Here is a 21476-nt window from a genome sequence, read left to right as displayed (position 1 = left end):
GTCGCTGTAAGTGTTTAAATGCCGGGTGGCGCTTCGCTTACCCGGCCTACATGGTTTGTAGGCCCGTGCAAGCGCAGCGCCGCCGGGCAGATTACGTTTCGTCTGAGGTAAAAACCATCCCCGCGTAAGGCTTCTCCCGACATGCCGCCAGCCGCGCAGCTAAATCCCCCACGTGCAGTTCCAGCTTGTGCCCGTCCGGGTCGAGAAAATAGAACGATGCCCCTTCGCTTTTGTTCTCTTTCCAGACGGTGACGCCTGCGTCTTTAAGCTTTTGCGTGAAGGTGCCGAATTGTTCTGGTGCGACAGAGAACGCGTAGTGGGTGTAGTCGCTCTCCTGCGGCGGAATAAATTTGCGCGAGTCGTCATAGGACAGACAGAGCCAGAGATCGCCGCAGGTGAGATAGGCCCCGGTGTGCCATTCGGCATGCAGGCGCAGGCCAAGGAGATCGCGCCAGAAGGTGATGCTGGCAGGCAGATTGCTGACGGCGAGGGTCAGGTGGTTGAGGGCGTTGAGCATGGGGTTCACTCCTTGATAGAGGTTAACCTCACTTCTTTAGCATGTTTATCGACGTATAAATAGAAGCGATCCTTGCACGCTTTTTTGGGCTGGCACCACACCGTATTTACGCCGGGTGGCGCTGCGCTTACCCGGCCTACGGTGTTGTAGGCCCGTGCAAGCGGAGCGCCGCCGGGCAATGCCGGTTAGTGCTTCACCATTACGTGCCGCACCACGGTGTAGTCCTCCAGCCCGTACATCGACATATCCTTGCCGTAGCCGGAGAGCTTCTGCCCGCCGTGCGGCATCTCGCTGACCAGCATAAAGTGGGTGTTCACCCAGGTGCAGCCATATTGCAGGCGGGCGCTCATGCGGTGCGCGCGACCCACGTCCTGGGTCCAGACCGATGAGGCCAGGCCATACCGGGAGTCATTGGCCCACTCCAGCACCTGCTCTTCGTCGTCAAACATGCTCACGCTCACCACCGGGCCGAAGACCTCGCGCTGGACGATCTCATCCTCCTGTTTCGCCCCGGCCAGCAGGGTGGGCTGATAGTAATACCCGCTGCCGCCTGCCACATTGCCGCCGGTGACCACGTGAATGTGCGGCAGGGCTTTGGCGCGTTCCACCGCTTCGCTGACGCGGGCCAGATGGGCGGCGGAGCTGACCGGACCCAGCTCGGTGGTCTCATCGTCCGGGGCGCCCATTTTCAGGCTGGCGACGGCGACGCCCAGTTTTTCCACCAGCGTGTTATAGACCTCTTTTTGCGCATAGATACGGCAGGCGGCGGTGCAGTCCTGCCCGGCGTTGTAGAACCCGAAGGTGCGTACCCCCTCCACCACCGCATCGATATCGGCGTCGTTAAAGACGATCACTGGCGCTTTGCCGCCCAGCTCCATATGGGTGCGCTTAATGGACGGCGCGGTATGGGAAATAATGTGCTCCCCGGTGGCGATGGAGCCGGTCAGGGAGACCATGCGCACCTTGTCGTGGCCGGTCAGCGGGTCGCCCACGGTTTTCCCCCGGCCAAACAGGACGTTAATCACCCCGGCCGGGAAGATATCTTTCGCCAGCTCGGCCAGCTTCAGGGCCGTCAGCGGAGTGATCTCCGACGGCTTAAGCACCACGCAGTTGCCCGCCGCCAGCGCCGGGCCCAGCTTCCACGCCGCCATCATCAGGGGGTAGTTCCAGGGGGCAATGGAGGCGACAACGCCCACCGGGTCACGGCGGATCATCGAGGTGTGCCCCTCCATATACTCCCCGGCGGCCAGGCCGTTCAGGCAGCGGGTGGCACCTGCAAAGAAGCGGAACACGTCGACAATGGCCGGGATCTCGTCATTCAGCACGCAGTGCAGCGGCTTGCCGCAGTTCTGCGACTCCAGACGAGCAAAGGTGTCGGCATTCTGCTCAATCACATCCGCCAGCTTCAGCAAACATTCAGCGCGCGCTTTTGGCGTGGTCTGGCCCCAGGTACGGAAGGCGCGATCGGCCGCCTGCACGGCGGCATCTACCTGCTCCGGGCTGGCCTCGGCCATCTCCAGCAGCACCTCGCCGGTGGCCGGGTTGTACACGGGTTGCATCTCACCTGAACCCGCAACCAGTTCGCCATTAATCAGTAAGTTGTGTTGCATAGCCGACTCCATTGTTTTTATGGTCTGAGTGAATTACAGAGATTGTCCCGCGTTAAGGCGTTTTGCATGCTCGATCGCGTCGTTTTCCGGCGCGTTTGAGCGGCCAAACGGTCGGGCCAGCGCCATGTACACCAGCCCCGAAATCACCACCACCGACAGCCCCACCAGCACCGTCCAGCGGTCGATAAAACTTGCACTCTCGGCAGGCTGGGCCAGCAACCAGATACCGCACAGGCCGTAGGCCAGCGCCAGGATATTGACCAGCATTCCCCAGCCGCCGACGCTCCACTCCCCGGCGGGTTTCCAGCCTTTCAGCCGCTGGCGCAGCGCCGCCAGCACCACCATCTGGAACGAAATGTAGATACCGATAACCGCAAAGGCGGTGATGCGCGCCAGGTTATCCGGCTGGAAGTAAACCCACACGCAGATGAGCACCGGCAGCAGGCAGCTGACGATCATGGCGTTGTCCGGGACGCTGTTTTTCGACAGCTTTGCCATCCAGGCGCTACCCGGTAGCATCTGGTCGCGGGAGAAGGAGAAGATCAGGCGGCTCAACGCGGCCTGTAGCGACAGGATGCACGACGGCATGGCGATCACCGCGATGATGATAAATACCGTGGCGCCGGTTTCCCCCAGGGCTTCGTTGAGGATCGCCGGGATCGGATCGGCGATCTGGCCGTTGACGATGTTCATCAGATTCGGCGAGGCGAGCAGGTAGCCGAGGATCGAGATCAGCGCCGAGATGGCACCAAAGACGATGCTCAGGATCATCGCCACCGGGATCTTCTTGCTCGGGTTTTTCACCTCTTCCGCCACGTTGCCGCAGGCTTCAAAGCCGAAGAACATAAACAGGCCGATCAGCGCCGCCGCCATAAACGCCGGCTGGTAGCTGCCATCTTTGGCGATCACGCCCATCGAGTCGAAGACCACCGAGAAGGGCTGCGCGCGATGGAATATCAGCAGGTAGATCCCGAGCGCAATCACGCTGACGATCTCGCACCAGAAGCCGATTCGGGCCACCCGGGCGAGGTTTTTGGTGCCCGACATGTTCACCGCCATCATCATCAGGAGCAGCACCACCGAGGTGATCAGCATGTTGCCGGCGGAGATCGCAAAGCCGAACAGTGACCCGACGAAGGTGGCGGTATATTCCGCTACCGAGGTGATGGTCACCACCAGTGCCCAGAGGTAGATCCAGGCGGCGATCCAGGCATATTTTTTGCCCCACAGGCGTCTGGCCCACGGGTACAGCCCGCCGGTAATGGGATACTGCGATGCCACCTCGCCAAATACCAGCGCCACCAGCAGCTGTCCGCAGGCGACAATCGGGATCCACCAGATGGCCGGTGGCCCCGCCAGCGTCACCGCCAGGGCAAAGAGGGAGTAGACCGCCGTCAGCGGCGAGAGGTAGGTGAATCCGAGCGAAAAGTTAGAGATAAGGCCGATGGAGCGGTGAAATTGCTGTGTATTATCGCTTTGAATTGCTTCACTTTTCTTGCCAGAAGTCTGTTCCATACGTTTTTCTCTGTGTAGTGATTAGGCCGCAGGTAACACGAATCAAGGTATAGAAGAGCGCCTGAAAGCCGTACAGCACCACTCTCGCGATTTGTTAAGATTTGTATGGATATGTCACATTTTTGTTATGGTTAACCCGCATTTTCCGTGAGGCGCATCACGCCTGCGCGGAGAGATCGCGACCTGAGCGCGCTTTTTTCCGACTATTTCGCCTGTTTTCCCTGTCTGCATCACAGAATTCAAACAATCCCCCCTGAATAAATCCATTTTGCCAAAACGTAGATATTTTTAATTTATGGCTACGAAACATCCCGTTCCCTGAATACTTTCTGAGAGGATTGATTCTGATGAATGCACTGACCGCCGTACAACAGCCCGACGAGGCGTTAGCCCGGACCATCACCGGTTTTCGCATTGCGCCCTCTGCGCAGTCTCCGCGCCTGCTGGAGCTGATGTTCTCCGCGGAGGTCACGCAGCAGTTCCTGCGGGAGGTGGAGCAGTGGCCCATCCAGGCGCTGGAGTACAAATCCTTCCTGCGCTTTCGGGTGGCGAAGATCCTCGATGACCTGTGCGGCAACCAGCTTCAGCCCCTGCTGCTGAACACTATCCTCAGCCGCAGCGAAGGCGCCCTGCTGATTGACGCCGTCGGGGTGGATAACGTCGCCCAGGCGGACGAGATGGTGAAGATCGCCACCGCCGTGGCGCACCTGATCGGCCGCTCCAATTACGACGCCATGAGCGGCCAGTACTACGCCCGCTTTACGGTGAAAAACGTCGATAACTCAGACAGCTACCTGCGTCAGCCCCACCGCGTGCTGGAGCTGCACAACGACGGCACCTTCGTGGATGAAGTGACCGACTACGTGCTGATGATGAAGATCGACGAGCAGAACATGCAGGGCGGCAACTCCCTGCTGCTGCACCTCGACGACTGGGAAGCGCTGGATAAATTCTTCAGCCATCCGCTGGCCCGTCGCCCGCTGCGCTGGACGGCGCCGCCGAGCAAAAACGTCTCTCAGGATGTCTTCCACCCGGTGTTCGATGTTGACCAGCAGGGCCGTCCGGTGATGCGCTATATCGACCAGTTCGTACAGCCGAAGGACTTTGAAGAGGGTGTCTGGCTGAGTGAACTTTCAGACGCGCTGGAGAGCAGCAGGCACATCATCTCCATTCCGGTCCCGGTGGGTAAGTTCCTGCTGATTAACAATATGTTCTGGCTACATGGCCGGGATCGCTTCACCCCACATCCGGATCTGCGTCGGGAGCTGATGCGTCAGCGCGGGTATATCAGCTATGCCACCACTCACTATCAGACTCATCAGTAGGGATGGCGCGGATGTATGATTTTGTCATTACCGGCGGCGGCATTATCGGCATGTCGACCGCCATGCAGCTGATTGCGCTCTATCCGGATGCCCGCATCGCCCTGCTGGAGAAGGAGGCCGGCCCGGCCTGCCACCAGACCGGGCGCAACAGCGGGGTGATCCACGCCGGGGTCTATTACACCCCCGGCAGCCTGAAGGCGCAGTTCTGCCTGGCGGGGAACCGGGCCACCAAAGCCTTCTGCGATGAGAACGCTATTCGCTATGACACCTGCGGCAAGATGCTGGTCGCCACCTCCCCGCTGGAGATGGAACGGATGCAGGCCCTGTGGGATCGCACCGCCGCCAACGGGATCGAGCGCGAGTGGCTGAGCGGTGCCGAACTGCGCGAGCGCGAACCCAATATCACCGGGCTGGGCGGGATTTTTGTCCCCTCCAGCGGGATCGTCAGCTATCGCGAGGTGGCAGCGGCGATGGCAAAACGCTTCCAGCAACAAGGCGGGGAGGTGATTTTCAACGCCGAGGTCAGCGCCCTGAAGGAGCACGCCAGCGGCGTTGTCATTCATACCCGCGACGGGCGCGAGTTTGAAGCCCTTAACCTGATTGCCTGCGCCGGGCTGATGGCCGATCGGCTGGTGAAAATGCTCGGCATCGACCCCGGCTTTATTATCTGTCCGTTCCGCGGGGAGTATTTCCGCCTGGCGCCGGAGCACAATCAGATCGTGAACCACCTAATCTACCCGATCCCCGATCCGGCCATGCCGTTCCTGGGCGTGCATCTCACCCGGATGATCGACGGCAGCGTCACGGTGGGGCCCAACGCGGTGCTCGCCTTTAAGCGCGAGGGCTATCGCAAGAGCGATCTCTCCCTCACCGATATGCTGGAAATTTTGGGTTCAACGGGCATCCGCCGGGTGCTGCAAAACAACCTTCTCTCGGGTTTAAGCGAGATGAAAAACTCCCTGTGCAGAAGCGGCTACCTGCGCCAGGTGCAAAAATATTGCCCGAGCCTGACCCTGAAGGATCTGCATCCCTGGCCTGCGGGTGTGAGGGCGCAGGCAGTTTCGCCAGAAGGGAAGCTGATCGACGACTTTTTATTTGTCACCACGCCGCGCACCATCCATACCTGTAATGCGCCCTCACCGGCGGCGACCTCGGCGATCCCTATTGGCGCGCATATTGTCAGCAAGGTCCAGACCCTGCTCGCCAGCCAGCACAACCCCGGCCGCGCGCTGCGGGCAGCCTGCAGCGTGGAACCACTACACGCCGCGTATACCCGTTAATCATTCTGAGACAGGAAGCCATCATGCAACTCAACGATCCCAGCTTATTCCGTCAGCAGGCATATATAGAAGGAGAGTGGTGCGACGCCCACAGCGCTGAGACCCTCGCCGTGACCAACCCGGCGAACGGCCAGACTCTGGGCAGCGTGCCGAAAATGGGTGCCGGTGAGACTCGCGAGGCGATTGAGGCGGCGAACCGCGCCCTACCCGCCTGGCGCGCGCTCACCGCCAAAGAGCGCGCCAACATTCTGCGCCGCTGGTTCGATTTGATGATGGCGAACCAGGACGATCTGGCCCAGCTGATGACGCTCGAACAGGGCAAACCGCTGGCGGAAGCCAAAGGCGAGATTAGCTATGCCGCCTCCTTTATAGAGTGGTTCGCCGAAGAGGGTAAACGCGTCTACGGCGACACCATTCCGGGCCATCAGGCGGACAAGCGGTTGATTGTGATTAAGCAGCCGATTGGCGTCACCGCTGCCATCACCCCGTGGAACTTCCCGGCGGCGATGATCACCCGCAAGGCGGGCCCGGCGCTGGCGGCAGGCTGCACCATGGTCCTCAAACCCGCCAGCCAGACCCCCTACTCCGCCCTGGCGCTGGCCGAACTGGCGAGCCGCGCGGGCATTCCGGCGGGTGTGTTTAACGTCGTCACCGGTTCGGCATCCGACATCGGCAACGAGCTGACCGGCAACCCGCTGGTGCGCAAGCTCTCCTTTACCGGCTCGACCGAGATTGGCCGCCAGTTGATGGCCCAGTGCGCGAAGGACATCAAAAAGGTCTCGCTGGAGCTGGGCGGCAACGCCCCCTTTATTGTCTTTGACGATGCCGACCTGGATAAGGCCGTGGAAGGGGCGCTGGCCTCCAAGTTCCGCAACGCCGGGCAGACCTGCGTCTGCGCCAACCGCCTGTACGTGCAGGAGGGCGTGTACGATCGCTTTGCCGAAAAACTCCAGCAGGCGGTGGAAAAAATGCAGATTGGCGACGGCCTGACCCAGGGCGTCACCATCGGGCCGCTGATTGACGGCAAGGCGGTGGAGAAGGTCGAAGAACACATTGCCGACGCGGTGGAGAAAGGCGCGCGGATTATCACCGGCGGATCGCAGCATAAACTCGGCGGCAACTTCTTCCAGCCGACTATTCTTGTAGATGTGTCCGGTGATGCGAAAGTCGCCAGAGAGGAGACCTTCGGCCCGCTGGCCCCGCTGTTCCGCTTTAAGGATGAGGCGGACGTGATCCATATGGCTAACGACACCGAGTTCGGCCTCGCCGCCTACTTCTATGCCCGCGATTTAAGCCGCGTGTTCCGCGTCGGCGAGGCGCTGGAGTATGGCATCGTCGGGATCAACACCGGCATTATCTCTAACGAAGTGGCCCCGTTCGGCGGCATTAAAGCCTCTGGCCTGGGTCGGGAAGGTTCCAAATACGGCATCGAAGATTACTTAGAAATCAAATATATGTGCATCGGCCTTTAATCTTTCAGGAGATTTCAATGAGCAGCAATAAAGCGTTAATGCAGCGTCGTAGCAATGCCATCCCCCGCGGCGTGGGCCAGATCCACCCGATCTTTGCCGCCCGCGCCGAGAACTGCCGGGTGTGGGACGTCGAAGGCCGTGAGTATCTTGATTTTGCCGGGGGGATTGCGGTGCTGAACACCGGGCATCTGCACCCGGAGGTGGTGAGCGCCGTGGAAGAACAGCTGAAAAAGCTGTCGCACACCTGCTTCCAGGTGCTGGCCTATGAACCCTATCTGGAGCTTTGCGAAACCCTGAACCAGAAAGTGCCGGGGGATTTCCCGAAAAAAACCCTGCTGGTGACCACCGGCTCCGAAGCGGTGGAGAACGCGGTGAAAATTGCCCGCGCGGCCACGAAGCGCAACGGCACCATCGCCTTTACCGGGGCCTACCATGGCCGCACCCACTACACCCTGTCGCTGACCGGGAAAGTGAACCCTTACTCGGCGGGCATGGGGCTGATGCCGGGCCACGTCTATCGCGCCCTCTATCCCTGCGCCCTGCACGGCGTGAGCGATGATGACGCCATCGCCAGCATCCATCGCATCTTCAAGAACGATGCCGCGCCGGAAGATATCGCCGCCATCGTGATCGAACCCGTCCAGGGTGAAGGCGGCTTCTATGCCGCCTCCCCTGCCTTTATGCAGCGCCTGCGCACCTTGTGCGACGAGCACGGCATCATGCTGATTGCCGATGAAGTGCAGAGCGGTGCAGGCCGCACCGGCACCTTCTTCGCCATGGAGCAGATGGGCGTGGCGGCGGATATCACCACCTTCGCCAAATCCATTGCCGGCGGCTTCCCGCTGGCGGGCGTTACCGGCCGCGCCGAGGTGATGGACGCCATCGCCCCGGGCGGGCTGGGCGGCACCTACGCCGGAAGCCCCATCGCCTGCGCCGCCGCGCTGGCGGTGATGAAGGTGTTCGAGCAGGAAGGTCTGCTGGGCAAAGCCAATAAGCTGGGCAACACCCTGCGTGAAGGGCTGCTGGCTATCGCTGAAAAACACCGGGAGATCGGCGACGTTCGCGGCCTGGGGGCGATGATCGCCATCGAGCTGTTTGAAGAGGGCGACCACCATAAACCGGACGCTGCCCTGACGGCGCAGATTGTGGCCCGGGCGCGGGACAAGGGGTTGATCCTGCTCTCCTGCGGCCCGTACCATAACGTGCTGCGCATCCTGGTGCCGCTGACCGTGGAAGAGGCGCAGCTTCAGCAGGGGCTGGCGATTATCGCTGAGTGTTTTGACGAGGCGAAGCAGGGTTAATTTTTATGCCCGGTGCGAGCCGGGCAGTCTTCAAGGAGCAGGACCATGACCATCATTTCCCAGGCGACGGCTATCGACGGCTACCGCTGGCTGAAGAACGACATTATCCGCGGCGTCTATCAGCCAGATGAGAAGCTGCGCATGAGCCTGCTGACCTCCCGGTATGAGCTGGGCGTCGGCCCGCTGCGCGAAGCGCTGTCGCAGCTGGTTGCCGAGGGGCTGGTGACGGTCATTAACCAGAAGGGCTACCGGGTGGCACCCATGTCCGAACAGGAGCTGCTCGATATCTTTGATGCCCGCGCCAATATGGAGGCGATGCTGGTCCGCCTCGCCATTGCGCGCGGCGGCGAAGAGTGGGAAGCGGAATTGCTCGCCCGGGCACACCTGCTGAACAAGCTGGAATCTCGCGACGCCAGCGAGACGATGCTGGATGAGTGGGATCAGCGCCATCAGGCGTTTCATACTGCGATTGTGGCGGGGTGTGGATCGCGGTATTTGATGCAGATGCGGGAGCGGCTGTTTGATTTGGCGGCGCGGTACCGGTATGTGTGGCTGCGCAAGACGGTTTTGTCTGTTGCGATGTTAGAAGAGAAGCATGTGGAGCATCAGAAGTTAATGGATGCGGTGCTGGCGCGGGATGCGGATAAGGCGGGGGAACTGATGTATCAGCATTTGTTGACGCCGATTCCGATTATTAGGGGGGCGATGGGCTGAAGATTTTGCTGTCGACTCTAAATCCAGATTTTCCCTTTTTGCCCACCAATCACCAGGCAACCACATCCACACGTTTGCCTGATCATGTTTGTTTAGAAGTCATCATTTATCACCTTTCTGGAACGATGCACTAAACGTGGCATCAGCGATAAGGTTTTCTCTGCGTTTGCCGTATGTAATGCCATCGATGCCGGGTCAGGGGTAAAAAGGGGAACGCCTAAAATGGTCGCCAGTTCGAATACCGCACCAATTGCACATCCCATATCCCCTTCTTCAGCGCGATAAACCAGTCCCCGTGATACCCCGGCACGTTCGGCCAGCTCTTCAACGGTGAGCTGACGTTCAATACGCGCCGTACGAAGCATTAACCCCAGCAGTCGTGCAGCGTCGCGGCTATGGCGGGAATAAGTTCGGGTAGAGGGTTTTGCCATCACAGGCCTCTTTGTTCCATTAACAGGTCATTTAAGGTCATTATAATCCGTTTATGGAACAATAAAACTCCTTCGCTTTAGCGATACCTATGGGTTGTGATTAGTCGAACAACCATTTCCCAGCCCTGGCTGATTCGATCAACATGCTAATCGTAAAATCGGGAACAGGAACAGGGGCAGTTTTCTTAAATGGATTCCAGGAAAAAAACTCGTCGGGATAATAGATCTTTATATTAAAGCTCCCTCTATCAACGTTAAATTCTCTAAAAAATTCCTCCATGAGTTCTTCTGCTTCGTCGACATCCAGCAACATATCCGTATCGAGGTCTGTACTGGCATTGAGTAATTCCTGGTTTTTCTCGTTATTGATGAGGTACACGCCGTTATAACGTCTGGCAAGCGCATAGATACGTTGTTCGATATTCCCGGTCATAACTTATCATTTCCTTATGCGTAAAATTATAAATCACAGCGAATTTATATATTTAATGGATACTCGAAAGCAGCCGAATAACGCCTATTACGTTTTATATTAATCTGGACTTATTTTTATTTACTGGTTAGATTTACAGGTGTTATTTAACGCAATACGGGCATGCGCCAACATGCCCGTATCGCTCATCACAATCACTATTGAAAGAGAATAGTAACCATGACTGATATCGATTGTATTGCAGAATCACTGCAACCAGAAGTCTTTGCCGCTGACGACCGGGTATTTACCGTAAGTTATGCGACGCGGTATGGAGATTATACCCGCATCCCGGCGTTTATCATGAAAGGCCTGTGGCTCAATGAAGCCGGGTTCAGCACCGGAACGAAGGTGGACGTGAAGGTGATGAAGGGCTGCATGATCCTGACCTCCCGGCAGGGAGAGCCGGAGATAGAGACGCTGATGCGTGAGGTGAGCCAACTGTCGGATCAGAAGCAACAGCAGGTGATGGACTTTGTTGGGGTGATCTCCGGGAAGCTTCGAAAGGCTTAAGACAGCGAATGAATGAGAAAGGCGCCGGTGGGCGCCTTTTTTATTGGTTACGAAAGGCTGTCAGGTAAAACGACAGGCTCCCTGAAAACATACCGGGAGCCCTGAATGTATTATTTTAAGAACTGAGCAACCCAGCGAAGTAATTCAATTAAGGAGTACTGCCCAAAGAGTTCTCCCTCATTTGTCACCCAGATCGGGAAAAACAGCAGCAGGCAAACAGTAAGCAGGCTGGTGAGAAGAAGACTCACAAACCAACCGCTACGTAAAATCTTCTGATTAACCGCCCACTTAGCCAGATGCTGGCCCATTCGCCAGCGGACCCAGCCCCTACGCCATAAATACCCCAGGAAAGAGATAACAATGGCAGCGATGGCAATAAACAGGCCACAGTAACGCGCCAGTACCTCCAGGGATGCGAGTAAATTAAGCTGATTATCCCAGCGCAGGAACGGCGTAAGATAGACCCGTCCTGTCGCAATGTCGCTGAACCAGATATCGCCATAAGCGGTATAAAGCGGCATAAACAGATAGATAATGACAGCGCTGAAGATTGCCCATTTCACCACCGACCAGTTTTGCACAGCCTTCGTAATGGCTTGCAGGCTGGTCAGGGCTTCATCAATATAGGTCGTAGTAACCCCACGATTCATCGCTTCGCGGAGCATATCCCCGGATTTACCCTTGCGGTTCGCATCCAGCATCTCCTGATGGGCTTCCGATTCCATAAAGGTGGCCACCGTTTTACGGCTACACGCCGCAACAAGCGGATTCAGCAATTTCCCTCTGATGGTTCGATAGACAAGCTCGTTAAGATCGTTTTTCAGCATCAACTCAACGACATGTCCCGCATCCAGTATCTGCGGACGACGACCGTAAACGATCCAGTTAACAGGCTGCGCAGCAAGCTGAGCCTGGCGTAGCTGGCTCGTAAACCGGGCAAAGGGTACGCTGGCGTTGTAGATAAAATTAACGTTACGCAACCCCTCATCAACACTGGAATTTGCCAGCTCAACGGCACCATAACTCGCCAGTTCCGGGATGCCCGCTTTGTAGAGGCCATCTTTAATGAACCTCGGCACATCCTCACGATGGTAGATCAGCTGGTATTGGGGCACGGCGACGCTGGAAAGCCGGGTAATGCGGGTTGTTTCGCCTGTTCCTTCACAGGGTGAACAGCGCTGGTTTCCCGAGCCGCTACAGTGGTTGCAGTTCACCCTGCCGCCTGTACAGGTCGAGCACATCCGGTAATGGCTCTCCGTGCGGTACTGATTGGTATAGTGATCGAAATGGCTGCGCTGTTCCAGTACCTGCCCGCTTCCGCCACAGGTTGTGCAGCTCACGCGTCCAGTACCATAGCACCAGGAGCAGTTGACCTGTCCGCGTCCATTACAGTTAGTGCAGTTCTCAGTTAAACAGAGGCGCGTGGGATGGGAATAGATTTCTTGCTCTTTTTCAAGTGCCCCGTAAGGCTGGGAAAGCACCAGCGCCTGAGCTTCACGCAGTGTTTCTGCACGGGACAAGACCGCGCTGGTTTCAGCCTGAAGCGCCTCGGCGTACTGGAAAGTACTGGTAAAAACGCGGGTGCCGCTCCCGGCGCTGACTCTTCCTACCTGCATGTGATCTGTCGTCTCAATGCGAAAATGGAGACTTAAGTTAATCTGGTAGTCGAAATCAATTTTTTCGACCAGTTCCAGGTCAAGATTATCTGGCTGTAGCCTCGTCGAGCGTTCCACGAAGTTTTGAATGGTGGTAGAGCACGTATCCAGCCACGCGTCTTTCATCTTTATTACCTGAATTGAGAGTTGTTATCGGCAGAATGATATGGCTTTGCCTACGTCAGGCAACTACTAATAAACGGAGTTGGGGGATTAAATGTGGGGTGTTTTGCTTATATAGAGTGCGTAGTAATGAGCCTGAGGTAATGACTTGATTAGCGTTAATAGTTAATTTTTTATTTAGTGTGGTGTTTGGGTAGGATAAAAAAGCCTCCTGCTTTTAAAAGGATTAATTGAATCCTGATACCTTCGGCTATCTCATGATGCGGTTAAAAAGTTTGCTAATTTTGTATAAGGCCTACTGATCATCCTGCATTTACCGAGAGCTAAGTGACGCGTTATGGGGATTTCACCTCCATCCTGACGTTCCTCATGAAAGATCAGTGGTTGAATGGAACCGGCTTCAGTACCGGACTAAAGATTTATGTGAGGGCGTCGATGGACATATTTTTTGTTACTTGTGAGAAGCTGGTAGGTTGATCGGGTGGGGTTTTGCGAGCATCATCGCAATTATTTACCTTCTTCCGTAACGCGATGGCTTCCAGCAAAACTCTCGAACAGGCAATTGCCGATATCACTATCTGGCGCAAAGGCGATCAGCGTGCGCCGCATAAACCGTTATTACTGCTTTATGTGCTGGCGAACTATCAGCAGGGGCATGTTCGTCTGTTTGATTACGGTACAGAAATCCGCGATCAGCTGCATAGCCTGCTGGAACGTTTTGGTCCGCAACGCGCGCAGTACCGCCCCGATATGCCGTTCTGGCGGCTTAAAGGCGATGGATTCTGGGAGCTACAGAATGACGAGTTTTGTTCGACGACGGGCAGCAGCAGGCAGCCACCCGCTGGAGAACTGGTGAAGCATAACGTCGCAGGTGGGTTTGATGAACAACACTATGCGCTTCTGAGCAAAAACAAAAACCTTATTGGCTCACTGGCGCAGCAGATTCTTGAAGCCCATTTTCCGGAAAGCATCCAGGAAGAGATCGCTGACGAGATGGGTTTTGATGTCACGCGGATCCGCAAGGTTCGCGATCCTAAGTTCCGTCAGCAAGTGCTCCGTGCTTATAACTACCAATGCGCTATATGTGGATTCAATATGCGGCACGATCATTCTTCCGTTGCGCTTGAAGCTGCGCATATCAAATGGAAGCAGCATGGTGGGCCGTGTGAAATCTCGAACGGGCTGGCGCTGTGTGCGATTCACCATAAGGCGTTTGATAAGGGGTCGATTGGGTTGGATGAGGAAATGCGGGTGTTGGTGTCGAAAAGCGTAAATGGGAATGGAATCGTTGGGAAACTGTTCTGGGATTTTGCTGGGAAGCAGATTGCACTGCCGATAATGAAGGGGGATTTTCCACGGGAGGGGTTTGTGGAATGGCATAGGCGAGAAGTGTATAGGGGATGAATGCGAAGGCCAGACTCGCCTTTTCGTTTAATGTATTGAAAATTAATGGGTTATGAGGTTTTGCTTTGGGGGTTAGCCTCCAGAATGGGACGTGAAATTGAATAATGCTTTGAAGATCATAAATTTGCGTGATTGTTTTCCAGATCCGAAACGCATTCCAGAGTAAGGCTTCTCACGGCATTGCGCCAGTCGAGATGATAAATCTCCCACATGTAGCTCCAGCTTGTGCTCATCCGGATCAAGAAACTATAAAGATTGCCCTTCACTTTTATTGTCTTTCCAGACCGTCACTCCCGCCTGTTTCAGCTTATACGAGAACGGTTCAAAATCTTCTGGCGCGATGCTGAATGCATAGTGGGTATAGTCACTTTCCTGCGGAGCCACGTAGTTACGGAATACCTCGTAAGAAAGACAGATCCAAAGGTCACCACAGGTAAGATAAGCACCAGTATCCCACTCAGCATGAAGCAATCAGGGAGCTTATCACGGCTGAGCGGACGGCAAGTCATACTGCACAATATCATTCTGGCTGGGCCTCGTAGGAAATATTCCGCTGCAGTCGTAGCGGAGGCACCCGGCGTAACGGATAACACTGCGCGTAATGACCTGCGTACCCTGGCATGTGAGAATCTATTAACCGAGATATCAGAAAACGACCAGAAAACGGTTTATAAGGTTTTTCAGAAACTGAGCTGAACCTGGGAGAACAAGGAAAATAACGACATCACTTAAAACGGCATCGTGAGTATTCACAAAGGCAGAGCTGTGGCAGGATAACTCCCTATAAATCAGCGATATTTTTACAGTGAGGAAGTGATGATGTCGGGGCTACATTCATGGTTGTTAGATAAGTCAACCAGTGACACCTATATGTTCATCAAGCGCTTGTCAGCCAACGATACCGGCGCGACGGGCGGACATCAGGTTGGCATTTACATACCTTCTGGCATTGTTGAACGTCTTTTCCCTTCAATTAATCATACAAGGAATCTTAACCCGTCTGTGATGCTGAAGGCGCATACCTCCTCGCACAGCTGCCCGGACAGCGAGGCCAGGGCCATTTATTACAATGGTCGTTTCTTTGGTAAAACCCGAAATGAAAAGCGTATCACCCGATGGGGGGGAGGAAAGAATCCTCTGCAAGACCCGGAGAATACGGGAGCTCTGGCGTTATTGGCGTTTGATCACCATCAGGGATTTGATAGCCAATTTGTTGATATTTGGGTGTGTCATGACGCAGAAGAAGAAGATATCGTTGAGTCATCGCTCGGAGAAATTGTTCCTGGATCGTTGGTCTATGGCCCCGCAAATGAGATTCTGGGCGGTCTGGCTTTAAAAGAACCAGTTTCCAATGGGTATCGTCTTCCGGAGGAATGGAGAAAAGATTTCCCTTCAGGTAAGGAAATTATCCAGTATGCAGCAGCTCACTATTCCCCAAATATCTTAGGTCCGGATAAGCAACTGATTGAACGTCGTCGTGTTGAGTACGAAATTTTCCTACTGGTGGAGGAAATGCATGTGCTGGGCATAGTTCAGTCTGGGTTTAGTTCCGTTAATGAATTTATTGCACTGGCGAATTCCGTGAGCAACAGACGAAAATCAAGAGCCGGTAAATCGCTTGAGCTGCATCTAGAACAAATTTTTAATGAACATGGACTGAAAACTTTTGAGACTCAGGCCGTTACAGAAGGTAATAAGAAGCCAGATTTTTTATTCCCTTCTGCGCAGGCTTATCACGATGAGACGTTCCCTGAGCAGAAGCTTCGCATGTTGGCCGTAAAAACGACCTGTAAAGATCGCTGGCGGCAGATATTAAATGAAGCTGATAGAATTCACGACATTTACCTCTTTACCCTTCAGGAAGGTGTTTCCGTTGCTCAATTTCAGGAGATGCAGCAGGAAAGGGTCAGGTTGGTTGTACCCAGCAGCCTTCATGATAAGTACCCGAAAGCTATCCGGGAATATCTTATTTCGTTAGACACTTTTATCGTTGAAACTAAATCATTATATGTCGATTAAATAATTTAATAATGTTATCCCCCGGATAAATTCCAGGGGATATTTTTATATTATTTTTTGGTCGACTTGTTTGCTGCGACTTCCATAATATAAGGTTGAAGCAGTTTCGCCACGGCTTCAAAAACGGGAACGACCACTGAGTTACCAAATTGGCGATAGGCTTGGGTATCGGAAACAGGGATCCGGAATGGCTTGCCACCGGGTTGCTCAAAACCCATTAGTCTGGCGCATTCATGAGGAGTCAGTCTTCTTGGTCTTTGTTCCTGATTATCTGGATTAGAGAAATCGATTTCGCCGAGTTCTTTATCCCATCCTCTGTCGATGAGAATTTCAGATCCATCTTTATGGTAACGAGCGGATAATGTTCTCGCGACGCTATTTTCATTATTCGGATCAACCAGACCAAAACCGAACCCATTACCTTTGGCAGCATGCTTTTTAGCATAGTTATAGAGATATTCCCATAACTTAGGGCTTAGGATATACTTACTGTCAACCGCAGGGTCCAGAAGCTGACCAAATGTAGGTCTTTTCTCAGGGTAGAATTTATGAATATTCTTTAAAGTGAATCCCTGATGGATATTAAGGTCACGGCGGAATCCGACCAGAACAATACGCTCACGATGTTGTGGCAGGAAATTTTTACCATCAATAATTTTAGGATCATCTTTCCCTGTGATATTGGCGTCAGCGACTTCATAGCCTAATTCATCAAGAGTATCCATGATGACTTTAAACGTTTTGCCTTTGTCATGGCTCTTAAGGTTTTTCACGTTTTCCAGCACAAAAATCGCTGGTTGCTTAGCCTTAATTATACGGGCAACATCGAAAAACAGAGTGCCCTGCGCTTCACATTCAAATCCATGTGCGCGTCCGAGAGAGTTTTTCTTACTAACACCCGCCAGACTGAATGGCTGGCAGGGAAAACCGGCCAGCAAGACGTCATGATCCGGGATGTGTTGATCGATATGGGCGTAGGCTTTCTCTTCTGATATGCCTTCTTCTCCGCTTAGCGTGACTTCGCGGATATCCAGATTGAATGTGTGTGCGTCTTCATCGTTGTACCAGTTTGCTTTGTAGGTACGTACCGCTTCTTTATTCCATTCGCTTGTAAAAACGCATTGCCCGCCGATGGCCTCGAATCCTTTACGGATTCCACCAATACCGGCAAACAGGTCAATAAAGCGGAATTCATAGTTAGGATGATGAGCAGGTTGCTCCGGCAGCATTTTCCGTAACAGCGCTTCTTCAGCCATGGTGAGCGATTTTGGCTCACACTTGCCATTTACCCAGCGGTTAAGCGTTTCGCGGCTCCAATCATTTTTACCTATTTTTCTTAGCAGCTCTGCAACATACTTCTGGTCGTAAATTTCAAGTACTCGATCAATCAACTTCCTGTCGCGCTCTTGTTGTTGTTTTTCTTCAGCTTCTGCTTTTTCGAGCAGTTCCTGTGCAAATAAATCGAATTCAGACATAACGCCTCCTTGGGGTTTATGGGTGAAAATATATCACTCATTTGACCCAGATGAAACGATATATTCTGGATATTTGATCAGTATGTGGATTCAACGGGGCGTACTAGTTATGAAAGCTAGCCAATAGTGTTGCCAACTGTTGTGGGGGCCGTACATACAAGCTTTATAACCGAAGCAGCAGAGGATTACCGGTTGAACAGCACGCTCCAGAAGCCCGTAAGCCCTAATGGCAGCGTTCAATGCAATATTGGAAGCTGTAAGTTCAGAAAATAGCGCTGTCGAAGATGGTTCTGTATGTAGGCTCTCCAGCTATTGTTTTGACCGATGCCTGCGAATAAAAGCATTCAAAATGTCGCCTTCACCATGCATGACAGAAAAAGAATATTCACATTCTTTCTTTATCAAGATTCCACATAATTCCTTGTGCAAATCTACATTAACTCCCTTTCCTTTCTGCGCTTTCTTCACACCGAGCTCACATGAACTGATTAATTCAACGTTACAGGGTTTCTTCAAACAATTCACACCATCAATTAAGCCCTGGAGAATGCATCTATTTGCGGTCGTATCACTGTAGGAGAAAGTTAGATATTTTATTTTCCCTTCACATTCCAGCACAACTTCCGCCGAACCTTCACGTGTTACAGCATCACAACTTCCTGTTGAATATATTTTTACCATCTTCATTTTGTACTTTTCCCCTTACCAAACGGTTCACGATATCCTATATCAAAGGTATTCTCGTCAAAACTTAATTATCTCAGTAAATTCTCCCGATGCCACTCCAGATAACAATACGATTCAACTGAAAACGCCTTTATTTTCTCCGGCAACAAAAGCTGCTCTTTAACACTAACATCCAGTTCATCACTAATTAATAAACGCCCATCGTTCTCAAACGAAATCCATCCCTGATCGAATAGAATATCAATGTGCGCAGCCAGTATAATTCCATTATAAGGATCAAGACGTTCATTCCCGTTCTCGCAGGCAGCCCATGGTTTTATATGGCTGGCGCGGAGTAACGGCGCAAAAATCGTTCCTGTAACAGGGCATGACGGATACAACATGAGACAATTTTTCCGAAAGGTACCCTGCCCTAGCCGTGCCGCAATCAACAGCTCGCGTACAGTATCTTCAATACTTTTATCCTGCTGAATAGCCAGACAATCACGTTGTGCCTGCTCATCTCCATCAGAAGATATTAACGAAAGAACGCGCTGCTCAATCGCACTGTCTGAAAGCACACTCAATACCTGATGCACACGCTGCGCTGAATGAGAAAGCGCAGCAGGAGCTCCCTGCTCGTCACGCCAGCCGACACGTACTTCACTAAGCCAGGAATCATAACGATCACGACTATTTTTCAGACTATTGTGAAACTCGCTGGCGGTTTTGCCCACTCCAAAACGAGGATAAAACAAGGCAAAAGCCTCTTTCCATTTCTGAACACCCAATCCCACGGGTGGTTGAGATTTACCGTACTTCGACAAATACCACGCCACTTCAAGCAAATCGTATTCAGAGCTATTCAATGTTACGTCCTGTTATTCCAGCGTAAATCATCACCAGATTATGTCTGAAAAGAGCGTTAACTAAACTGATCCGGTTAGTTGTTTTAGAAAAAATTTTTACATAGAACGAAGCCTTTATTATTTTTTAGGCTTCTGCCTCAACCTATGCCGAACTAAGTTTCACAACACTCAGAGCCATGCTAAGCATCCTTTCAAAGGTTCTATGCAAGTAAGAACATAATCGAACTGGGATATACCCTTAAATGTATCCACATCAATAAGTCGGTTGAATTAAGTTGAGTGAAAAAGCGAGGAAGGCCTTGCGGATACTGGATTTCAGACACAAAAAAAGCCGCCCTTAAGCGACTTCATTTTTGCATCTTATGGTGCCGAAGGCCGGACTCGAACCGGCACGTATTTCTACGGTTGATTTTGAATCAACTGCGTCTACCGATTTCGCCACTTCGGCACTGAAGGGGATGCGGAAACGTTGTGGATTATACCTGTCGCGCGCCGCCATGCAAGCGGCGACGCGCTAAACCGCGTTAAGTGCCCAAAAAACCAGCGCCTCCGTCAATCCAGTTCCGTCACCGCCATCCGAATCACCCTTGCCGCCTTCTGCTCCGGCAGCTTCAGCACCTTGCCCCACATCGCCTGCACCATCTCGCAGGTGAGCTTCTCTTTACCCACCGCGTTCTCCGGCATCACCAGCAGCTGGATATCCTTGCCGTACTGAACAGTAAGTTCCTGCATAATCGGGCGCACATCCTCCACCGCGGCGGCGTGTTCTTCCGGAGTAACGGTGTGGCGATCGTTACTCCAGCCCGCGCGCATCATCTCGGCGTCAGCCTGCATGCGGCGCTGCATCAGGTCTCTATCCAGCACCCTCATCGGGTTAACGCCTCCCTTCACGCCCGGGAAGAGGAAACGAAAACAGGCGTCGTCACTCACCTTCTGAATGGCGGCCGTCTGCTCCATGTTGATCTTCATATACGCCACCGCATTCGCGTCGGGGGCGTATTGCAGGCGCGACATCTGCAGGCTAAGGATCTGCGGCTGGACCACGTCGATAATGTCCTGCTCAGAATCGCCCGCCTTTTGCATAGTGAGGATCTGCTCGCGAATACGTGTCACAAATCGGGGGTCCTGCTCTTTCAGCACCTGCCAGGCGGGCATGGCGTTAAGGGTGGTATCAAGCCGGTGATCGGGGGTGTTTTGCAGGCGTTGCTTGTCGTAATAAACCCAGAAGGCTACTGCTGCGGAGATAACTGCCACTACGACTATAGGTGTCCACGCTCTTCTCATCGTTACGCATCCTTAATCCTTTAGCTATGCCGGTTTACACCGGCACGCCGCTATGGAAGCGAAACTCGTTATCCGGTGTTGAGATAAGTGTGGCTTCAATTTCACCAAAAAGCTGTATCCGGGAAGAGATATCCTCGTCGCTGACCTGTTGGGCAAGGGTCAGATAGTCCTGATAATGCCGCGCCTCAGAGCGCAGCAGCGACAGGTAAAACTTCTGCAACTCCTCGTCGAGGAAGGGTGCCAGCGCGGCGAAGCGTTCGCAGGAGCGGGCTTCGATATAGGCGCCGCAGATGAGCTTGTCGATGAGCGTCAGCGGCTCGTGGGTACGCACGGCTTTCAGCATCCCTTTGGCGTAGCGGCTTGCGGTAATTTTGACGTAGGGAATATTGCGGGTCAGCATCGCCTCGCGCACCTGCCAGAAGTGGTGCAGCTCCTCTTTAATCAGCAGCACCATGCTGTCGATGAGCGCCTGGCCCCAGGGGTCGTCGGTTTTGGGCATCACGCTTTTGCCAATCTGCTTGTGCAGGGCGACAAAGTCCGGTTCCGGGCCTTCGCGGAAGGTAAAGGCTTCATAGGGCTTGAGCCAGTCGAGCAGCGCGTCGGCCCCGCTCTCGTCGGCGACGTATTTACGCACTAATAACAGCGCGGTCTGGGCGGCCTTGAGCTCGCACACCATATGGTCGGTGAGCAGCAGCGGCAGGTTCGCCGGGTCGCGGGCTTTATCAATCCATGCTTGCGGGGTCGGGCACTGGAGGAAGTGTAAAACAGGGGCGAGTATCTGCGGGTAATCCATGTTCTGCCTTAGGATAGCGGCAGCCGAAGCTGCCGCAA

Annotated in this window: 19 protein-coding genes, 1 tRNA gene and 1 pseudogene; 8 read left to right on the top strand and 13 right to left on the bottom strand. The window is 53.8% G+C overall.

Annotated features, from left to right (window positions below; genetic code table 11):
- Positions 1–91 precede the first annotated feature (91 nt).
- The 3 genes from WFM46_RS09445 to WFM46_RS09435 all read right to left on the bottom strand — a co-directional run bounded on the left by WFM46_RS09445 (position 92) and on the right by WFM46_RS09435 (position 3642).
- Complete coding sequence (locus tag WFM46_RS09445) at positions 92–517, bottom strand: FosA8 family fosfomycin resistance glutathione transferase (RefSeq protein ID WP_263951521.1); 426 nt, start codon at positions 515–517, stop codon at positions 92–94.
- 185 nt (positions 518–702) lie between these two features.
- On the bottom strand, positions 703–2127 hold the full coding sequence (gene patD / locus WFM46_RS09440) for an aminobutyraldehyde dehydrogenase (RefSeq protein WP_336997508.1): 1425 nt from the start codon (positions 2125–2127) through the stop codon (positions 703–705).
- Positions 2128–2160: 33 nt separating this feature from the next.
- Positions 2161–3642 (bottom strand): APC family permease, encoded by a 1482-nt coding sequence (locus tag WFM46_RS09435; RefSeq protein ID WP_336997507.1) that lies wholly within the window; start codon positions 3640–3642, stop codon positions 2161–2163.
- 347 nt (positions 3643–3989) lie between these two features.
- On the opposite strand from WFM46_RS09435, the gene glaH reads away from it, so the two are divergent.
- Genes glaH through csiR form a run of 5 tightly spaced genes read left to right on the top strand, consistent with a single transcriptional unit; the run spans position 3990 to position 9734 of the window.
- Positions 3990–4967 (top strand): glutarate dioxygenase GlaH, encoded by a 978-nt coding sequence (glaH, locus tag WFM46_RS09430; protein ID WP_336997506.1) that lies wholly within the window; start codon positions 3990–3992, stop codon positions 4965–4967.
- 11 nt (positions 4968–4978) lie between these two features.
- Positions 4979–6247 (top strand): L-2-hydroxyglutarate oxidase, encoded by a 1269-nt coding sequence (gene lhgO, locus WFM46_RS09425; protein WP_336997505.1) that lies wholly within the window; start codon positions 4979–4981, stop codon positions 6245–6247.
- 23 nt (positions 6248–6270) lie between these two features.
- Entirely contained in the window at positions 6271–7719 is a 1449-nt protein-coding gene (gabD, locus tag WFM46_RS09420; RefSeq protein WP_336997504.1) for an NADP-dependent succinate-semialdehyde dehydrogenase, read from the top strand.
- Positions 7720–7736: 17 nt separating this feature from the next.
- The gene (gene gabT / locus WFM46_RS09415) at positions 7737–9020 is read left to right on the top strand and encodes a 4-aminobutyrate--2-oxoglutarate transaminase (RefSeq protein WP_336997503.1); all 1284 of its coding nucleotides are present in this window, start codon (positions 7737–7739) and stop codon (positions 9018–9020) included.
- Positions 9021–9065: 45 nt separating this feature from the next.
- Positions 9066–9734 carry a DNA-binding transcriptional regulator CsiR gene (gene csiR, locus WFM46_RS09410; protein WP_301564745.1) on the top strand — a complete coding sequence of 223 codons (669 nt, stop codon included), beginning with the start codon at positions 9066–9068 and terminating at the stop codon, positions 9732–9734.
- Between the two features lie 92 nt (positions 9735–9826).
- Here the strand turns inward: csiR and WFM46_RS09405 are convergent, their stop codons facing one another.
- Entirely contained in the window at positions 9827–10165 is a 339-nt protein-coding gene (locus WFM46_RS09405; RefSeq protein ID WP_336997502.1) for a helix-turn-helix domain-containing protein, read from the bottom strand.
- A 100-nt stretch (positions 10166–10265) separates the two neighbouring features.
- The gene (locus WFM46_RS09400) at positions 10266–10598 is read right to left on the bottom strand and encodes a DUF1493 family protein (protein WP_336997501.1); all 333 of its coding nucleotides are present in this window, start codon (positions 10596–10598) and stop codon (positions 10266–10268) included.
- 219 nt (positions 10599–10817) lie between these two features.
- On the opposite strand from WFM46_RS09400, the gene symE reads away from it, so the two are divergent.
- Positions 10818–11150: an endoribonuclease SymE gene (symE, locus tag WFM46_RS09395; RefSeq protein ID WP_103178065.1), complete on the top strand. Its 333-nt coding sequence runs from the start codon at positions 10818–10820 to the stop codon at positions 11148–11150.
- A gap of 110 nt (positions 11151–11260) precedes the next feature.
- Here the strand turns inward: symE and WFM46_RS09390 are convergent, their stop codons facing one another.
- Positions 11261–12931: a DnaJ-like cysteine-rich domain-containing protein gene (locus WFM46_RS09390; protein ID WP_336997500.1), complete on the bottom strand. Its 1671-nt coding sequence runs from the start codon at positions 12929–12931 to the stop codon at positions 11261–11263.
- 528 nt (positions 12932–13459) lie between these two features.
- Here WFM46_RS09390 and WFM46_RS09385 point away from each other — a divergent pair.
- On the top strand, positions 13460–14332 hold the full coding sequence (locus WFM46_RS09385) for a phosphorothioated DNA-binding restriction endonuclease (RefSeq protein WP_336997511.1): 873 nt from the start codon (positions 13460–13462) through the stop codon (positions 14330–14332).
- A 147-nt stretch (positions 14333–14479) separates the two neighbouring features.
- Here the strand turns inward: WFM46_RS09385 and WFM46_RS09380 are convergent.
- A pseudogene (locus WFM46_RS09380) lies at positions 14480–14800 on the bottom strand (VOC family protein); the annotation flags it as partial.
- Between the two features lie 351 nt (positions 14801–15151).
- On the opposite strand from WFM46_RS09380, the gene WFM46_RS09375 reads away from it, so the two are divergent.
- Positions 15152–16351, top strand: a complete 1200-nt coding sequence (locus WFM46_RS09375; protein ID WP_336997510.1) for a type II restriction endonuclease — start codon at positions 15152–15154, stop codon at positions 16349–16351.
- 50 nt (positions 16352–16401) lie between these two features.
- On the opposite strand, the gene WFM46_RS09370 is transcribed toward WFM46_RS09375, so the two are convergent.
- From WFM46_RS09370 to miaE, 6 genes are all read right to left on the bottom strand, one after another.
- A complete protein-coding gene (locus WFM46_RS09370) occupies positions 16402–17826 on the bottom strand; it encodes a DNA cytosine methyltransferase (protein ID WP_336997499.1) in 1425 nt (474 codons plus the stop codon).
- A gap of 309 nt (positions 17827–18135) precedes the next feature.
- The gene (locus WFM46_RS09365) at positions 18136–18513 is read right to left on the bottom strand and encodes a hypothetical protein (protein WP_336997498.1); all 378 of its coding nucleotides are present in this window, start codon (positions 18511–18513) and stop codon (positions 18136–18138) included.
- A gap of 68 nt (positions 18514–18581) precedes the next feature.
- The gene (locus tag WFM46_RS09360; protein WP_336997497.1) at positions 18582–19361 is read right to left on the bottom strand and encodes an HNH endonuclease; all 780 of its coding nucleotides are present in this window, start codon (positions 19359–19361) and stop codon (positions 18582–18584) included.
- A gap of 363 nt (positions 19362–19724) precedes the next feature.
- A tRNA-Leu gene (locus WFM46_RS09355) sits at positions 19725–19809 on the bottom strand.
- Between the two features lie 104 nt (positions 19810–19913).
- Positions 19914–20645 carry a topoisomerase II gene (locus tag WFM46_RS09350; protein ID WP_336997496.1) on the bottom strand — a complete coding sequence of 244 codons (732 nt, stop codon included), beginning with the start codon at positions 20643–20645 and terminating at the stop codon, positions 19914–19916.
- Positions 20646–20679: 34 nt separating this feature from the next.
- The gene (gene miaE / locus WFM46_RS09345) at positions 20680–21438 is read right to left on the bottom strand and encodes a tRNA isopentenyl-2-thiomethyl-A-37 hydroxylase MiaE (RefSeq protein WP_336997495.1); all 759 of its coding nucleotides are present in this window, start codon (positions 21436–21438) and stop codon (positions 20680–20682) included.
- Between the last annotated feature and the right edge of the window lie 38 nt (positions 21439–21476).

It is taken from the genome of Leclercia sp. M50 (assembly GCF_037150775.1).
In the GTDB taxonomy this organism is placed as follows: Bacteria; Pseudomonadota; Gammaproteobacteria; order Enterobacterales; family Enterobacteriaceae; genus Enterobacter.
This window is presented reverse-complemented; position numbering and strand designations above follow the sequence as displayed.

Coding starts and splice junctions, on each gene's coding strand:
- gabD (WP_336997504.1), top strand. CDS start 6,271: ATGCAACTCAACGATCCCAGCTTATTCCGTCAGCAGGCATATATAGAA.
- WFM46_RS09365 (WP_336997498.1), bottom strand. CDS start 18,513: ATGAAGATGGTAAAAATATATTCAACAGGAAGTTGTGATGCTGTAACA.
- WFM46_RS09350 (WP_336997496.1), bottom strand. CDS start 20,645: ATGAGAAGAGCGTGGACACCTATAGTCGTAGTGGCAGTTATCTCCGCA.
- WFM46_RS09435 (WP_336997507.1), bottom strand. CDS start 3,642: ATGGAACAGACTTCTGGCAAGAAAAGTGAAGCAATTCAAAGCGATAAT.
- glaH (WP_336997506.1), top strand. CDS start 3,990: ATGAATGCACTGACCGCCGTACAACAGCCCGACGAGGCGTTAGCCCGG.
- WFM46_RS09405 (WP_336997502.1), bottom strand. CDS start 10,165: ATGGCAAAACCCTCTACCCGAACTTATTCCCGCCATAGCCGCGACGCT.
- patD (WP_336997508.1), bottom strand. CDS start 2,127: ATGCAACACAACTTACTGATTAATGGCGAACTGGTTGCGGGTTCAGGT.
- WFM46_RS09385 (WP_336997511.1), top strand. CDS start 13,460: ATGGCTTCCAGCAAAACTCTCGAACAGGCAATTGCCGATATCACTATC.
- WFM46_RS09370 (WP_336997499.1), bottom strand. CDS start 17,826: ATGTCTGAATTCGATTTATTTGCACAGGAACTGCTCGAAAAAGCAGAA.
- lhgO (WP_336997505.1), top strand. CDS start 4,979: ATGTATGATTTTGTCATTACCGGCGGCGGCATTATCGGCATGTCGACC.
- WFM46_RS09445 (WP_263951521.1), bottom strand. CDS start 517: ATGCTCAACGCCCTCAACCACCTGACCCTCGCCGTCAGCAATCTGCCT.
- WFM46_RS09390 (WP_336997500.1), bottom strand. CDS start 12,931: ATGAAAGACGCGTGGCTGGATACGTGCTCTACCACCATTCAAAACTTC.
- csiR (WP_301564745.1), top strand. CDS start 9,066: ATGACCATCATTTCCCAGGCGACGGCTATCGACGGCTACCGCTGGCTG.
- WFM46_RS09375 (WP_336997510.1), top strand. CDS start 15,152: ATGTCGGGGCTACATTCATGGTTGTTAGATAAGTCAACCAGTGACACC.
- gabT (WP_336997503.1), top strand. CDS start 7,737: ATGAGCAGCAATAAAGCGTTAATGCAGCGTCGTAGCAATGCCATCCCC.
- miaE (WP_336997495.1), bottom strand. CDS start 21,438: ATGGATTACCCGCAGATACTCGCCCCTGTTTTACACTTCCTCCAGTGC.
- WFM46_RS09400 (WP_336997501.1), bottom strand. CDS start 10,598: ATGACCGGGAATATCGAACAACGTATCTATGCGCTTGCCAGACGTTAT.
- symE (WP_103178065.1), top strand. CDS start 10,818: ATGACTGATATCGATTGTATTGCAGAATCACTGCAACCAGAAGTCTTT.